Origin of the sequence: Dactylosporangium salmoneum (assembly GCF_039532525.1) — a bacterium.
In the GTDB taxonomy this organism is placed as follows: Bacteria; Actinomycetota; Actinomycetes; order Mycobacteriales; family Micromonosporaceae; genus Dactylosporangium; species Dactylosporangium salmoneum.
Genome location: NZ_BAAARV010000032.1, coordinates 44433 through 59585 on the forward strand (window position 1 = coordinate 44433; position 15153 = coordinate 59585).

General features: G+C 72.9%; 10 protein-coding genes. 4 read left to right on the top strand and 6 right to left on the bottom strand.

The window, feature by feature from the left end; translation table 11 throughout:
• The first annotated feature begins 70 nt into the window (after positions 1 to 70).
• Both holA and ABD352_RS21515 read left to right on the top strand, forming a co-directional pair.
• Positions 71 to 1048, top strand: a complete 978-nt coding sequence (gene holA / locus ABD352_RS21510) for a DNA polymerase III subunit delta (RefSeq protein WP_344614229.1) — start codon at positions 71 to 73, stop codon at positions 1046 to 1048.
• Entirely contained in the window at positions 1045 to 3114 is a 2070-nt protein-coding gene (locus ABD352_RS21515) for a hypothetical protein (protein WP_344614230.1), read from the top strand. The genes holA and ABD352_RS21515 overlap by 4 nt, the downstream gene beginning before the upstream one ends.
• A gap of 321 nt (positions 3115 to 3435) precedes the next feature.
• Here ABD352_RS21515 and rpsT read toward each other — a convergent pair whose 3' ends face one another.
• The 5 genes from rpsT to ABD352_RS21540 all read right to left on the bottom strand — a co-directional run bounded on the left by rpsT (position 3436) and on the right by ABD352_RS21540 (position 11083).
• Positions 3436 to 3705 carry a 30S ribosomal protein S20 gene (gene rpsT, locus ABD352_RS21520; protein WP_344614231.1) on the bottom strand — a complete coding sequence of 90 codons (270 nt, stop codon included), beginning with the start codon at positions 3703 to 3705 and terminating at the stop codon, positions 3436 to 3438.
• A 131-nt stretch (positions 3706 to 3836) separates the two neighbouring features.
• A complete protein-coding gene (locus ABD352_RS21525) occupies positions 3837 to 5057 on the bottom strand; it encodes a L,D-transpeptidase (protein ID WP_344614232.1) in 1221 nt (406 codons plus the stop codon).
• A 34-nt stretch (positions 5058 to 5091) separates the two neighbouring features.
• Positions 5092 to 7566 carry an ATP-binding protein gene (locus tag ABD352_RS21530; RefSeq protein WP_344614233.1) on the bottom strand — a complete coding sequence of 825 codons (2475 nt, stop codon included), beginning with the start codon at positions 7564 to 7566 and terminating at the stop codon, positions 5092 to 5094.
• Between the two features lie 61 nt (positions 7567 to 7627).
• The gene (locus tag ABD352_RS21535; RefSeq protein ID WP_344614234.1) at positions 7628 to 8353 is read right to left on the bottom strand and encodes an ABC transporter ATP-binding protein; all 726 of its coding nucleotides are present in this window, start codon (positions 8351 to 8353) and stop codon (positions 7628 to 7630) included.
• A 3-nt stretch (positions 8354 to 8356) separates the two neighbouring features.
• Complete coding sequence (locus tag ABD352_RS21540) at positions 8357 to 11083, bottom strand: FtsX-like permease family protein (protein WP_344614235.1); 2727 nt, start codon at positions 11081 to 11083, stop codon at positions 8357 to 8359.
• A gap of 51 nt (positions 11084 to 11134) precedes the next feature.
• On the opposite strand from ABD352_RS21540, the gene ABD352_RS21545 reads away from it, so the two are divergent.
• Entirely contained in the window at positions 11135 to 11725 is a 591-nt protein-coding gene (locus tag ABD352_RS21545) for a PadR family transcriptional regulator (RefSeq protein ID WP_344614236.1), read from the top strand.
• A gap of 186 nt (positions 11726 to 11911) precedes the next feature.
• Here ABD352_RS21545 and ABD352_RS21550 read toward each other — a convergent pair whose 3' ends face one another.
• Positions 11912 to 13324: an NAD(P)/FAD-dependent oxidoreductase gene (locus tag ABD352_RS21550; RefSeq protein ID WP_344614237.1), complete on the bottom strand. Its 1413-nt coding sequence runs from the start codon at positions 13322 to 13324 to the stop codon at positions 11912 to 11914.
• Positions 13325 to 14164: 840 nt separating this feature from the next.
• Here ABD352_RS21550 and ABD352_RS21555 point away from each other — a divergent pair.
• A complete protein-coding gene (locus ABD352_RS21555) occupies positions 14165 to 15145 on the top strand; it encodes a bifunctional heptose 7-phosphate kinase/heptose 1-phosphate adenyltransferase (RefSeq protein ID WP_344614238.1) in 981 nt (326 codons plus the stop codon).
• Positions 15146 to 15153 lie beyond the last annotated feature (8 nt).

Genomic DNA, 15153 nt, shown 5'->3' on the forward strand with positions numbered 1-15153 from the left:
CGTGATGGCGGGATCGCGGAGTGTGACCGCGGCGGTTGCGTCCCGCCTCGGCGGCCGGACGCGTGAAACGATGGCTGGCGTGTCGAACCTTCCCCGCCTTCGCCTGGTGATCGGCGACGAAGAGCTGCTCGTCTCCCGCGCCGTCGCCGAGACCATCGCCGCCGCGCGCGCCGAGGAGCCGGACACCGAGGTGCGGCAGCGGCCCGGCGGCGAGCTGGTCGCGGGGGAGCTGGCCGAGATGCTCAGCCCGTCGCTGTTCGGCGGCCGGCGGGTGCTGGTCGTGCACGACGGGCAGGACGCGAAGAAGGACGTGTCGGCGGCGCTGGTCGGGTACGCGAAGAACCCCGAGGACGACGTGGTGCTCGTGGTCACGCACGCCGGCGGGGCCAAGGGCAAGGCGCTGGCCGACGGGCTGAAGGCGGCCGGCGCCGACGTGGTGCCGGCGGTGAAGATCAGCAAGCACCGCGAGCGGGTCGACTTCGTGCGCAACGAGATCCGGCGACAGGGCGGCAAGATCGGCGAGGACGCGGCCGAGGCGCTGCTCGCGGCGGTGGGCAACGACCTGCGCGAGATCGTGGCGGCCTGCTCGCAGCTCATGGCCGACACCGGGGGGCGCATCGACGCCAAGGTCGTCGCGCAGTACTACAAGGGCCGCGCCGAGGTGTCCGGCTTCACGGTCGCCGACGCGGTGATGGTCGGCGACGTGGCCGGGGCGCTGGAGGCGCTGCGGTGGGCCCTGCACGTCGGGGTCGACCCGGTGCCGATCGCCGACGCCATCGCCGACGGGGTCCGGACCGTGGCCCGGGTGGCCGCGGCCGGCAAGGGGAGCGCATATCAACTCGCCGGAAGTTTGGGAATGCCTCCGTGGAAGGTCGAACGCGCGCAGCGCCAAGCCCGTGGCTGGACGGCCGAGGCGCTCGTTGATGCCATGCGAGCGGCGGCGGAGTGCAATGCCGCCGTGAAGGGTGGATCTGATGACCGCGGCTATGCGCTCGAACGGGCGGTGTTCGCAGTGGTCGCTGCGCGCGGTGGAGGAATAGGACGATGACGACGAGCAACGGTTCGGCGTACCAGGCACCGCTGTACGTGCGTGCGCTGCGGCTTCGCCACCTGCACGTGGGTGGGTTCGTGAGTTTCCTGCTCTTCGAGTGCATGATCGCCGCCGGAGTTCTCCTGGCGTTGGCGGAGCTGGTCAGCTGGTGGGCCGTGCCCGTCCTCCCGGCGATCGTGGCGATCATGGTCAAGGTCAACGACATGGTGATCGGCGGCTCCCGCAAGGCGCGCGTGAACGCCCGCGCGGTTGCCGAGGGTTCACCCGATCGAGCGTCATCCATCAGGGTGGATCCGGATGTCCGGTCGGACGAGCGGGCGTCGGTTCCGCGGCGTACCGCGACCGCGCTGGACCGCGCCGAGATCGCCCGCGCCGCCCGCGCCGCAGGATCCGACGCCGGCCTGTCGGGCCCCGGCGCTCCGGCCTCGGGGTCTCGGGCCGCGGCTTCCGCCGCCTCGGGGTCTCGGGCCGCAGGCGCCGACGGCTCGGGGTCTCGGGCCGCGGCTTCCGCCGCCTCGGGGTCTCGGGCCGCAGGCGCCGACGGCTCGGGGTCTCGGGCCGCGGGTGCCGACGGCTCGGGGTCTCGGGCCGCGGGTGCCGACGGCTCGGGCGAGCGGGCACAGGAGGCCCCCGCGGCCGCCACGACCACGGTGCGCACCCGGACCGTCGAGCCGCCCGCCCAGCGCAAGAAGGTGGGCGTCATCCGGATCTCGGTCCCGGCCCGCGACGCGGGCAACGGCGGTGACTCCGGCTCCCGCCGGGTCCTCGACGCCGGCCACGGCATCTCGCCGGCCTCGGACGACGCGCCGGTGCCCACCGGCGCCGAGCCGACGCCGGCGCAGGAGGTGTCGGGCCCGGTCCTCGCCGGCAACGGCGCCGCGCACGAGGACGGCGGCCGCCATGGGGTGGACGGCGACGGCGTGCGTCACGGCGCCACCGGGGAGCAGATGCGCTACGAGTCGTACGAGGACGAGTGGACCGACACCGACGCGCACGGGTTCCAGCGGTCGCGGCCGTTGCATCCCTCGGCCTGGAGCGATCGGCCGGCGGAGCGCAGCGAGCGGCCGGCCGCGTGGAGCGACCGGCCGGCGCAGGACCCGTGGGCGGAGCAGGCCGTCGATCCGGCGTATACGCCGGGAGCGGAGGCCGACTGGTCCGACACCGGGGGCTGGGGCGACCAGGCCGCCTGGCGCACGGGCGCGGCGGCCGGGAGCTCGACGGGGAACTGGGGCGGCGAGACGGCGTGGGGCGACCGGGCGGCCTGGGAGAGCCAGGCGGCCGGCAACGCGGCGGCGGAGAGCCAGGCGGGATGGACGGAGCAGCGGGCGGGGGCGGCGTACCAGGGCGCGGAGTACCGGGGTGGGTACTCCGCGGGGTACCAGACGCCGGCCCAGCCGGTCGCGGACTGGGATGACGAGACCGGGTTCGCCGACCAGGCGGCCTGGGGGGTGTCGCGCTCGTCCGGGACGAGGTCGTCGTGGGACCCGTACGGGGAGTGGGAGGCCGACGCGCCCAGCTACGTCGCCGACTACACCGGGGAGACCACCGCGATCGGGGCCGCGTTCGGCGCGGCTGAGCGGGAGCAGGCGGCGCGGGACCTGGCGGCTCGGGGCGAGGCGTACCGGGTGGGCGGGGACGGGCACTCCGCCTCGGCCGAGTACTCCGGGAACGGCGGCTACCGGGGCGACGGCTACGGGGGCGGCGCTTACGGCGGCGGCGGCGCTTACGGGGGCGGCGCTTACGCGGGCGGCGCTTACGGCGGCGGCGCTTACGCGGGCGGCGTTGGGGATGAGGGCTACGGGCAGGACGCGGAACACGGGCGGCCTGCGGGTGCGGGGGAGCGCCGCCGGTACGAGGAGAACGACGGGCGGCCGCAGAACCGGGAGGCCGGCGGCGGGCGGCACGCGCGGCAGCAGCCTCCGGGGCGGCGGCGCTCCGATGACGGCGAGGGCGTGACGAGCGGGCACTTGTCGACCGGGCGGCACGCGGAGCGGCCGTGGCGGTCGGAGGATGACCTGGCTCGGCAGCGTACCGGTGGGGTCAACCAGGGCCGATTCGCCTAGCGGTGCCCGGCCGGTGCCCGGGGGCGCCGGCTGGGGCCAGGACCTCCTCCTCGGGCCAGTCGCGCCAGCCGGAGGTGCGCCGGGCGAACCAGTCCGCCGCCTCTGGGGCGACCTGAGGACCTACAGGCTTTGATCTGCCGTCCGGCTCGTCGGTCGGCATGCACGCGCGAGATCCGATATATCCGGCCTGCTAGCGCCGGTGGTGTGACCTTGGGGGCTCGCCTCCAAGGTCACTTTTTTGGCCGCGAAGGCGACCGCGGGCACAGCGAAAGCGCCGCTCCACTGGGTGGGCGGCGCTTTTCGCAGTGCCGGCAGAATGGATCAGGCCGTGGTCAGCGTGTGGAGCTTCTTGGTGATCGCCGACTTGCGGTTGGCGGCCTGGTTCTTGTGGATGACGCCCTTGCTGGCGGCCTTGTCCAGCTTGCGCGACGCGTCACGGAGCAGCGCAGCGGCCGTCTCGTTGTCGCCGGCAGCGGTCGCCTCGTGGAACTTACGGATGGCCGTCTTCAGCGACGACTTGACCGACTTGTTGCGCAGGCGGCGCTTCTCGTTCTGCCGGTTGCGCTTGATCTGGGACTTGATGTTCGCCACGCGACAGCCTCGTCTTGATAGCTCGGTTGGTTTCTTGGCGCATGGAACAACGACGCGTCACCGTGCGCGAGGATTCAGGCTACCAGGTCACCCCGCGGCCAGCCAAAACGGGCCAGCCGATCGGGCGCCTTTTACAGCGCGCTGCCCTTCACGTACTGGTCCCAGGGGAGTTCCCAGTCGGTCCAGCCGTCGCCGTACTTCACGCGCTCCTCGGTGCCCTTGACGATGACCGGGTCGCCGATGTGGGTCACGCCGTACAGCCACTGGGAGAGCTCCAGCGAGATGTTCACGCAGCCGTGGGAGACGTTGCGCTTGCCCTGGTCGGCGACGGACCAGGGGGCGGCGTGGATGTACTGGCCGCTCCACGTGATGCGCTGGGGGAACTGGACCTTGGTGCGGTAGCCGTCGGCGGAGTCGACCGGGACGCCGTAGGTCGAGGAGTCGAACCACTCCCACTCGTTCTTCACCATCACGATGAAGTTGCCGCTGTCGGAGGGGTTGCTCGGCTTGCCCAGGCTGACCGGCATCGTCTTGAGCACGGTGCCGTCCTGCGTCACCGTCATCTGCTTGGTGGCGTTGTCGACCTCCATGATCAGGCGACGGCCGACGGTGGCGTCGACGGTGAGGTCCTTCTCGGCGTACGTGTTGCCGCTGAGGGAGACGCCACCCAGGGCGGCGCGCAGCTCCAGCTTGGTCCCCGCCTGCCAGTACTCCTTCGGGCGGTAGTGGATCTCCTTGGCGCTGAACCAGTTCCAGCTGCCCTCCTGCGGAGGGTCGGAGGACATGAAGAGCCGCCGTTGTACCTCGGCCCGCTTGTCCTTCGGGATGTCGACCCCGAACGACAGGATCATCGGCATGCCCACGCCCACGACCTGGTTGTCGCCGACCTGGCTGGTGACCCGGGACAGGCTGGACGGCTTCTTCATGGTGGTGAACTTCACGCTGCTCGACCCGCCGCCCGCGGACACGGTGGCCGTGTACTCGGTGCCCCACTTGAGCTGCTTGTCCGGCAGCCACCGATGCGTGTCGGCGGCGGCGCTGGAAGCGGGGCCGGGAGAGGAGGAGGCGCTGGAAGAGGCGCTCGGCGAAGGGGACGAGTCAGCCGTGGACGGGGCGCCTGAGACGGTGGCGCCGGAGGCGTCCTTCAGGGTCACCGTCGCGGCGCCGGGGGCCGAGTACACCAGGTCCAGCGCCGTCGACACGTCCGAGGCTCCGTCCGCCGGGGACGTGATGTGGATGGCGGGAGCATTGGACGTACCGCTGCCGGGGCTTTTCCATGACGTGCCCGAGTCGGAGCAGGCGCTGAGTGCCAGCGCGCTCACGGTGAGCAACGTCGACCATCGAAGGTGCATGGGACCAGCTTGCCCTACTGATGTTCCGGCAAAGTCACGGGCAGTAGGCGGGCAGGCGGACCTCGAAGGTCGTGCCCGGCTTCTCGCCGTGGTCGGTGACGGTGATCGTGCCGCCGTGGCGCTCCACCACCGTGCGGCTGATGGCCAGGCCCAGGCCCGTGCCGGGGACGCCCTGGTTGCGGATGTTGGAGCCGCGGAAGAAGCGCTCGAAGAGGCGGGAGCGCTCCTCGGCGGGGATGCCGACGCCGGTGTCGGTCACACGCAGCGTGACGCCGGCCACGTCGCCGTCGAGGCGGATCTCGACGCGGCCGCCGGCGGGGGTGAACTTCACCGCGTTGGTGACCAGGTGGTCGACGACCTTGCGCAGGCGCGGGAGGTCGCCGGAGACCGGGGCCGGGTTGTCGGGCAGCGTGACGGCGAAGTCGAGGTCGCGGTCGCGGGCGGAGGGGGCGTTGGCGTCGGCCACCTCGCGGACCACGGCGGCGAAGTCCAGGGGGCGCTCGACCAGCGTCACGTAGCCGCTCTCCAGGCCGGCCAGGTCGAGCAGGTCGTCGATGATGGCCCGCAGGTTCTCCGCGTTGCGGGCGATGACGGCCAGGAACTCGGCCCGGGTCGACTCGTCCTCGTGGTCGTGCAGGAGCAGCTCGGTGTACGACGAGATGGACGTCAGCGGCGTGCGCAGCTCGTGGCCGACCAGCGCGATGAACTCGTCCTTGGTCCGGGCGAGCTGCTTGGCCAGGTCCTCGGCCCAGCGCCGCTCCAGGAACTGCCCGACGTGCGCCGCGATGCCCGACAGCAGCGCGATGAGGGACTGCTCGGGCTGCTCGGCGGCGTCGCCGAAGAAGCTCAGCGTGCCGGTGACCCCGGTGCCGTCGCGGATGGGGATGGCCAGGCCGACCCGCAGGCCGTGCTTGGCCAGCGAGGGCACGTTGAGCCGGCTGTTGACCGCCGAGATGTCGGGGATCCAGGTCGGCTGGCTGGTCTCCCAGGCCACGCCGGAGACGCCCTTGCCGGGCGGCAGCGGGTCGGGGAACGGGATCTCGTACCCGGGCTCGGTCCACATCGCGGCGTTGCGCAGGACGTTGCCGACCTTGTCCACCAGCCACATCTCGGCGTGCGGCCACTGCAGCGTGCGGGCCACGGTCTCCAGCAGCTCCGGGCCGGCCGCCTCGATGGTGGCCGAGTGCTCCAGGATGCGCGAGACGGCCAGCTCGCACTCGATCAGCCGCTGGGCCCGGCGGCGGTCGGTGACCTCGTGCAGGGCGGCCACCGCGCCGAGCCGGGCGCCGTCGGAGTCGCGGATCGGCTGGGCGTTGACCGTGAACGAGCGGCGCGGACGATCCGGCAGGTGGATGACGAACTCGGCGTCGCGGATGTGCTCGCCGCGGAACGCCCGGGTCAGCGGCATCTCCTCGCCGTTGATGGCCTGAGCGCCCGGGGCGGTGCCCGCGGTGGTCCACTGCTCGGCCGTGCTGCCGTTGGCGTCGTGGCCCACCACCTCGCGCATCGCGCGGTTGAACAGGATCAGCCGGCCCCGCTCGTCGCAGGCGACCACGCCGGCGTCGAGGTTGTCGAGCAGGGCGCTGAGGAAGTGCCGCTCGCGGGCCAGGTGCCGCTCGGCGGTGACCCGCTCGCTGATGTCGTAGATGAAGGCGTGGGCGTGCCGGCCCAGCGGGCCCTCGACGACGTTGAGCGTCAGCTCGACGGGGAACTCGTTGCCGGAGCGGTTCACGGCGTACAGCTGCAGGCGCTGGCCGAGCAGGCGCGGCACCCCGCCGCGGGCCAGGCGGGTCAGCCCGGCGCGGTGGGCGGCGCGGAACCGCTCGGGGATGACCAGATCGTGCACGTACTGCCCGATCGCCTCCTGCGCGGACCAGCCGAAGGTGCGCTCGGCGGCGCGGTTCCAGCGGGTGATCTCGCCGGTCAGCTCGATCGCCACGAACGCCTCCAGCGCGGTCTCCAGTACCGCGTCGGTTTCGGCGGCGGCCAGCGTGATGTCGTCGCGGGACGTCTCGGCGGCCAGCAGCATCTCGAGCAGGCCGGCGCACTCGGCCAGGGCCGCGATGTCGTCGTCGGTCCAGTGCCGGGGCACGGAGTCGGTGACGCAGACGGCGCCCAGCGTGTGGCCGGCGGCGTCGTGGACGGGCTGGCCGAGGTACGCGGTGATGTGCCGGGTGTGCACCACGCCGAGGTCGCGCAGCACCGGGTCCTCGCGCGCGTCGCGGACCACCAGCGGGGCGTTCTCGCTGACCACGAACTGGCAGAACGAGCTCGTGGCCGGCTCGGCGTTCACCCGCTCGAGGTCCGGTGGCAGGCCGTGCCTGCCGACGACGTGCATACGCTCGTCGTCGACGAGGGTGAGCAGGCCGACCGGGGCCACCACGGAGCGGGCCGCGAGCCGGACGAGCCCGTCGACCGGGGCCGATGAGGACTCGAGCAGCAGATGGGCGCGGCGCAGGGCCCGGAGGCGCTCGGGCTGCGCGAGGACGCTGGTATCGAGTTGCGGCATACCACCCCCAACCCGCAAGCCCGTGCACCCGATCGTACCCGTGAAAAGGTGCAAACCCCGGCTAAAGCCGCAGCTGGGTGGCGCGCGCCAGGGTCGATTCCGGCGGCTCGCCCTCGGTCAGGTCGATGTCCTCGATGAGCCGGCCGTCGGCGAGGCGGATCAGCCGGTCGCAGCGGGCGGCGATGTGCTGCTCGTGGGTGGCCAGCAGGACCGTCATGCCACGCTCGTCGCGCAGCTCCAGCAGCAGGTCGAGGATCTGCGTGCCGTTGGCCGAGTCGAGGTTGCCGGTGGGCTCGTCGGCCAGCAGCAGTTTCGGTCTGCCGATCAGCGCCCGGGCGATCGCCACCCGCTGCTGCTGGCCGCCGGAGAGCTGGGCCGGCAGCGCGCGCTCGCGGCCGGCCAGCCCGACCGCGTCGAGCAGCTCCCGGGCCCGGGCCCGCTTGTCGAAGCCGACCTTGAACGGCAGTACCGGCGCGATCACGTTGTCCAGCGCGGTGAGCGCGGGCAGCAGGTGGTAGCGCTGGAAGACGAAGCCGACCGTGCGGCGGTACTCGCTGAGCTTCTTGCGTCGCAGCGCGGTCACCTCCACGCTGTCGACCGTGATCGAGCCGCCGTCGGCCGACTCGATCGCGCCGACGAGGTGCAGCAGGGTCGACTTGCCCGAGCCGCTCGGCCCGGTGACCGCGGTGAAGCTGCCCGCGGCGACCTCCAGCGAGAGCTCGTCGGCGGCGACGATGTCCTGGAAACGCTTCGTCAGTCCGTCGACCGACAGCGCGGCACCCGACATGGCTTACTCCTCGGCGAGCAGTTGGGCGGTGGGCAGGCGCTGCAGCAACAGCGCAGGTACGAGCGCGGCGGCGGTGGCCACCAGGGCGCCGGCGACCAGCGCGCCGGCCGCGGTCCAGATCAGGCCGGCGGTGACCGCGCCGACCAGCCAGCCCGCGCCGGCCAGGCCGAGGCCGCCGCCGATCAGCCCGCCCAGCACGCCGATGCCGAAACCCTCGGCGGCGACCAGACGGCCCAGCGCGCCCGCCGTCCAGCCGGTGGCGCGCAGCGTTGCGAGCTCGGCCGCGCGGTCGCGGATGTTCAGGTACAGCACGTCGGCCACCGCGATGGCGCCCAGCAGCACGGTGGCCGCCACCGCGATCGTGTCGACCGAGCGGACCTGCAGGGACACGGCGTCGCCGAGCAGTGTGCCGACGATCGCGCCGTGGAAGGCGAACGTCACCGCGCCCAGCAGCGTGGCCGCGGTGATGCCGATGGCCAGCGCCGCCGCGCCGAGCAGCGTGCGGCCCGGCACGCGCAGCAGGTTGCGCAGGCCCATGCCGATCGGGCCCCTCGGCCTTCCCGCCCGCCGCGGACGCAGCGCCACGGGCCGCAGCCCGCGCGCCGGACGGGTCCGCGACGCGCCGACGGCGGGCGCCAGGCCGGCCAGGAGCGAAAGAGCCAGCGCTATCGGTACGGCGAGCAGCGCCCGCCCCCATGGCACCCGCACGTCGAGGAGGGCCCCGAGCGGGGCCGCCAGCAGCATCGTGCCGGCCCCGGCGACCAGCCCGATCGCGGCCACCTCGCCGAGGACGACGGCGAACACTCTGCGCGCGGGCCAGCCCAGCGCGGTCAGCGTCGCCAGTTCCGTGCGCCTGTCCCGGACGCCCGCGGCCACCGCGTTGGTGAGGAACAGGGCGCAGACCACGAGTACCAATGCGAACAACACGACGCTCTTGCGGTCCACCGCGCTGACGATGGCCGCGGCCACCCCCTTGCGGGTCCAGAGCTCCGACAGCCGCAGGGCCGGCCGGCCGTGCTTCCCGGCCGCGATCGTGACCGTCTGCGGCGCGGGCGACGAGCCGTAGGTGATGTCGACGTCCAGCCCGGTCTCGGCGGCGATGCGCTCGGCGACGACCCGCACCCGCTCGCGGGAGGCCGGCGTGAACCCGCTGACGCCGGCCACCCGGACGCGGACCGCGGAGACGGGATCGGGCACGTCCATGTACTCCAGCTTGTAGAGCTCGCGCAGCGAGTCGAAGCTGGTCAGCAGCGTCGGCGGGGTGGACAGGTAGCCGGCCGGGTTGCCGTCGGGCCGCAGCGGCTTGCCGCCGAGCAGGTCGCGGGTCGCCTGGTCGTCGCCGGTCGCCTCCGGCGGCTGATAGGTCTCCATCGGTACGTTGCTCAGCGGGTCGAACGCCGTGAGCTTCTGCGGGTCGTAGGTCCCGACGACCGTCGTGGCGCCGAGATTGTGCCCCTGCTCGATGGTCCGGAACGAGGTGTCGTCGATCTGCCAGGGCAGGATGATCCCGTGCGCGTCCGGCGTGCGCCACGCGTCGGAGTTCTCCGGCACGGTCTTGGCGGCAAGCGAGCCGTCGGGGCTCTCGTCGTAGTCGATGCCGCCGGTGCGCATGAACGGGTGCAGGACCTGCCCACCGTCGAGCCGGACCGGTTGCCCCTGCAGCGAGCGGGTTTCGAGCACCGGCCCGTGCAGCGCCTCGAGGGCGTCGAGCGCGTCGTGGGCCTGGTTGCCGGGCGGGGGGTTGCTCACCGGGATGCGGCTCAGGCTGATGTTGAGGCTGTTGTCCGGGTACGGGTCGCGCACGGCGATCACCGGCGTGATCGGCGTGTCGTACTCCTTGCCGACCTTGTCCTGCGGGCCGAGGTACCGCCCGTTGAGCACCGCCTTGTCCAGCCCGACCAGCCGCGCCTCGGCCTTCGGGTCGACCGCGGCCAGCAGCATCGGCACGGTCCAGGACACGCCGATCACGGCCCGGTCGCTGGTCCCCGCCGCGGCGGCCGACATGCCGCCCTGCTCGAACTGGCCGTCCGGGGTCAGGCGGAAGATCTTCAGGTCGGTGTACTGCACGTCGGTGATCAGGTCGCTCAGCACGGCCTCGGTGATCCAGTTGCACACCGACTGGCCGTCCTCCAGCACCGCGATCGCGTTGTCGCACAGCTTCTCGCCGGGGATGACCTCGCCGTTGCTGAACTCGGCCCGCTTCGAGCCGTAGCCGTCGATCTTGGGCCAGCTGATTTTGTGCTTGGTGATGTACGCGAAGTAGGGGCGGCCCTCGGCGCTGCTCAGGCCCCGGTCGCCCAGGAACTTCCGGTCGATGCGGATGACCTGCCGGTCCAGCGACTTGTCGATGAGGCCGGTGATGTCGACATCCTGGTAGGTCATCGTGTTGGCGTACCCCACCATGCCGATCGGCGCCGCGACGTCCACCCCGTCGAGGGCGGCGATCCTGTCGACCTGCGCCTGCGTGATGCCGCCGTAGATGCCGCTCAGCGAGTTCGGCCGGACCTTCTGCTTGTCGGTCTCCAGCTGCGTGCGGGTGTTCCTGGGCCGCACCAGCACCTGGTACGCCGCCGTGGCGGTCCGGTCCACTTCGCCCGTGACCTGCAGGCGGGCGGTGTCCGTCGCCCCGGTGAGCACGGTGAAGCCGGTGGTCGCGACCAGCACACCAAGGAGCAGCGCCACCGACCTCGCCGCGCGCCCCCGTAGATGTGCCCAGATGAATGGGATCACGTGCCTACTCTGGCCCCTGCATTGTGACAATGCAAGGGGTAGAGTCTGCGCATGCCGATCCATCACGCGGTGCTCTCGTTGCTCTCGCAGGGGCCCAGCTACGGGTACGAGCTCAAGGGCGCCTTCGAGACGGCCGTGGGCCCGCAGTGGGGGCCGCTGAACATCGGGCACCTGTACCAGATCCTGGATCGGCTGTCCCGGGACGGGATGGTCGTGTCGCACCGGCACGCGCAGGCCGTGAAGCCGGACCGGGTGGTCTACGAGATCACCGATGCCGGGCTGGTGGAGCTGGAGCGGTGGCTGGGGGAGGCGTCGCCGCGCTCCGGCGGGTTCCGGGACGACTTCTTCCTCAAGGTGACGGCGGCGGCCCGGTCGGGGGATCCGGAGACGGTACGGACCGTGCTCGCCCAGCAGCGCACGTATCTCATGCGGGAGCTGCGCAATCTCGACGGGCTGCGGCGCAAGGCCACGGATCCGGTGGTGACGCTGTTGTTGTCGGCGGCCAGCCGGCATGTCGAGGCGGATCTGTCGTTCGTCGAGGACGCGGATCGGGCGCTGCTGCGGACTGAGGGGGTCTTGCCGGTGGTCGCTGCTCGTTCGGTTTCGGCGCCTTCGGTGGGCGATCTGTCGGCCAGTGCTTGATCGTTCCCGCTGTTCGTGTTTGGTGATCCGATAATCCGCCGCTTCGCAACGGATTTATCGGATATTTCGGGTATGTCTGCTTCGGCCGCGATTTCTTCGAGTTGGCTGAGTTGGGCATCGGTTAGTTCGGCGCCGGAAAATGTCGTACCTGGTCGATACGCTTGGCGCGCGGACGGATCGGCTTTCTCAGCGGGGGAGGAGGGCTTCTGGTCGGAGATCGGGGATTTCGTAGGGCTCGCCCAGGAGTTGGGCGGCGGCCAGGCGGGCTAGAGCGGGGGCCGTCTGGATGCCGGTGCCACCGAGGGCGGCGAACCAGTACAGGCCGTCCTGCTTCGGATCGGGACCGACGATCGGGTTGCGGTCGGGGGCGAACGTGCGCAGCCCGGCCCAGCTGGTCCGGACCCGGGTCAGGCGCAGCGTGGTGGAGGCCGTCACGCGCTCGACCGCGAGGGCTACGCCTTCCGGCGTGGCCACGGCGTCGGTGGGCGGCGACGGGGTCTCGTCGGCCGGCGAGATGAGCAGGCCACCGCGCTCGGGCCGGAAATAGTACGCCTCGGCCACGTCCATGACCAGGGGCCAGTTCGGCCCGACTCGCTCGGCCGAGGCGATCGCGACCGTGCGGCGCAGGTTGGTCAGGCCGGCCGGGTCCGCGCCCAGGCGGGCGGCCACGGCGTCGGCCCACGGGCCGGCGGCGTTGACGACGTACGCCGCGACGAGCTCGCCGCGGTCGGTGGTGAGCCGCCAACCCACCCCGTCCGAGCCCGCCGACACCAGCGGTCCGGTGGGAAGCGACGCCCTGACCGGCCCGCCCGAGGCCGCCGGGCTCGCTGGGGTGTCCGACGTGCTCGATGGGCCTGGCGTGCTCGATGGGCCTGGCGTGCTCGATGGGCTTGGCGTGCTCGATGGGCCTGGCGTGCTCGACGGGCCTGGCGTGCTCGATGGGCTTGGCGTGCTCGATGGGCCTGGCGTGCTCGATGGGCCTGGCGTGCTCGATGGGCCTGGCGTGCTCGACGGGCCTGACGCGCTCGACGGGTTCCACGTCGCCGAGGCGTCCCCGTCCCGGACGCCCGACTCGAGGCCGATGGCGGTGCGAAGGAGCGCACCGGCGGCGGTGGCGCGGTCGCGGTACTGCTGCAGGAGGGCGTCCACGTCGACGTCCTGGGCGGTCCGCTCGACCGCGGCCCGGGCCACCGCCTCCGGTCGCAGCACCGGGCAGAGCGTCTGCGCGGCGGCCAGGTCGACGGCGCGCAGGGACGGGTTGGCGGTCAGCAGGGCATTGAGGCTCGCCAGGTCGTCCCGCGCGGCGACCCACACGAGGGGGCGGGTGCGCAGCAGCGGGGTACCGGACTCGGCGCCCAACGCGTCGAGCACGGTGCGCGAGGCGCGGGTGAGGGCGCGCTGCTGGGCGCCGCCGAGGCTCTCGGAGAAGGAGGAGATCGAGCGGCCCGAGGTGTGGTACGCGAACTGGTTCTCGCGCTCGAGCAGCACGATGCGCAGCGCCGGCCGGGTGCCGCCCGACTGCTCCACCAACCGGCCATCCAGCTCGGCGAGCTCCGCGGCAAGGGCCAGGCCGGCGATGCCCCCGCCGATGATCGCCACGTCTGCGCGTTCGATAACCAGGATTATCGCAGGCAACGGGGCGCGCCGAGCCCGGTACCGGCGCTCGGCCACACCCGCAGCGCTTAGGAAACCCGCATCAGGTCGCTGCGCCCGGTCCTGAACGGGGGTGGCCGAAGGGCGAAGCCGTGCCTGCGCGCCCGCCCGGCTCGTCCCGTCGTGCGTGCGCCCACCTGGTGCGCGGCTCGCACGGGGGTGGCCGAAGGGCGAAGCCGTGCCTGCGCGCCCGCCCGGCTCATCCCGTCGTGCGTGCGCCCACCTGGTGCGCGGCTCGCACGGGGGTGGCGGAAGGGCGAAGCCGTGCCTGCGCGCCTGCCCGGCTCGTCCCGTCGTGCGTGCGCCCACCTGGTGCGCGGCTCGCATCGTGGGCGCGCCCACCTGGTGCGCGTGCCCATCCGGTGCGCGTGCCCATCCGGTGCGCGGGCTCGTGTGGTGCACGCCCGCGCCGCCGTGTCCCGCCCTCGCGCCCTGCACGTTCTGCGCCGGCAGTCCACGTTGGCTTCCGGCGGCCGAGCCTGCGGTGCGCCAACGCCTGCCCGCGCCCCGCGTCCCAGGCTCTGCGTCCCGCGCGTCTGGGCCGCCGTGTTCTGCGTCCGGGTGCTGCATGTCCTGTCCCGCGATGGCTCATGTCCGATTGCCGACGGGCCTCGTGCTGCATGTCCTGTCCCGCGACGGCTCGTGTCCGATTGCCGATGGGCCTCTCGCGGCCGTGGCCCATGGCCTTGCGGCCGGGGTGGTCGCGGGGCTGAGGCCGTGTGCGAACGGGCGGGCGGGCTGGATCTTGGGGGCATGAAGTCGGGGCCCGGGGGTAGCGGCCGGGGCGTGCAGAACTCTGGCAATTTTGGGCTGCTGGCTGAGGCCTGGCGGGACGCGTCGGTGCTCGTTGTCGGGGATGCGCTGCTCGACGCGTGGCTGTGCGGCAAGCCCACGCGGCTCAGCCGGGAGGCGCCCGTGCCCGTCATCGAGCTCGACGTGACGCGGGAGGTTTGTGGCGGGGCGGCCAACACCGCGGCCAACTTCGCGGCGCTCGGGGCGCGTACGACGCTGCTGGGGGCGGTCGGCGACGACGACGCGGGCGCGCGGCTGCGGACCTGCGTGTGGGACAGCGGGGTGGCGGACCGGCTGGTGACGGCGGTCGGGCGGCGCACGGTCACCAAGCGTCGTGTGGTGGCGGACGGCTACGTGCTGGTGCGGTTCGACGAGGGGGACACCGGGCCGCTGAACGCCATCGCGGGGGAGACGCTCGTCCGGCGGCTCGAGGAGGCGCTCAACACGGAGCCCCGGCCGGATGCGGTGGTCGTCTGCGATCACGGGAACGGGACGCTCGGCGGGCAGGTGCGGGCGTTGCTCGGGGCGCGGCGGCTGGACCTGCCGCTGCTGGCCGTCGACGCGCACGACCTGTTGCCCTGGGCGCCGATCGGGCCGGACCTGGTCACGCCGAACCGGGAAGAGGCGTGCCGGGTGCTGGACAAGCGGGGCGACTTCGACCGGGAGCGGGACCGGGGGCAGCTGCTGCGGCGGACCGGGGCGTCGGTGGTGGCGGTGACCCTGGACTCCGAGGGGTCGGCCGTGCTCAGCCTGGATGGCGAGTCGGTGACGACCGCGGCGCCGCCGGCTCCGGTGGCGCACGGGGCGGGGGCCGGCGGGGCGTATCTGGCGGGGTTCGTGCTCGGGCGGCTGGCCGGGGCGGGGCTGGCCGAGGCCGCCGGGGTGGCGCAGCGCTGCGCGTCGATGGCGATCCGGGGCGTGGGGACGGCCGTGGTGCCGGAGAAAATGGGTGTACGGCAGCGCGACGCCGTCTGATCCTTGAG

Excerpts from the sequence above, each read along its gene's own strand:
- holA (WP_344614229.1), top strand. The coding sequence starts at position 71 with ATGGCTGGCGTGTCGAACCTTCCCCGCCTTCGCCTGGTGATCGGCGAC.
- ABD352_RS21530 (WP_344614233.1), bottom strand. The coding sequence starts at position 7,566 with ATGCCGCAACTCGATACCAGCGTCCTCGCGCAGCCCGAGCGCCTCCGG.
- ABD352_RS21515 (WP_344614230.1), top strand. The coding sequence starts at position 1,045 with ATGACGACGAGCAACGGTTCGGCGTACCAGGCACCGCTGTACGTGCGT.
- ABD352_RS21525 (WP_344614232.1), bottom strand. The coding sequence starts at position 5,057 with ATGCACCTTCGATGGTCGACGTTGCTCACCGTGAGCGCGCTGGCACTC.
- ABD352_RS21545 (WP_344614236.1), top strand. The coding sequence starts at position 11,135 with ATGCCGATCCATCACGCGGTGCTCTCGTTGCTCTCGCAGGGGCCCAGC.
- ABD352_RS21535 (WP_344614234.1), bottom strand. The coding sequence starts at position 8,353 with ATGTCGGGTGCCGCGCTGTCGGTCGACGGACTGACGAAGCGTTTCCAG.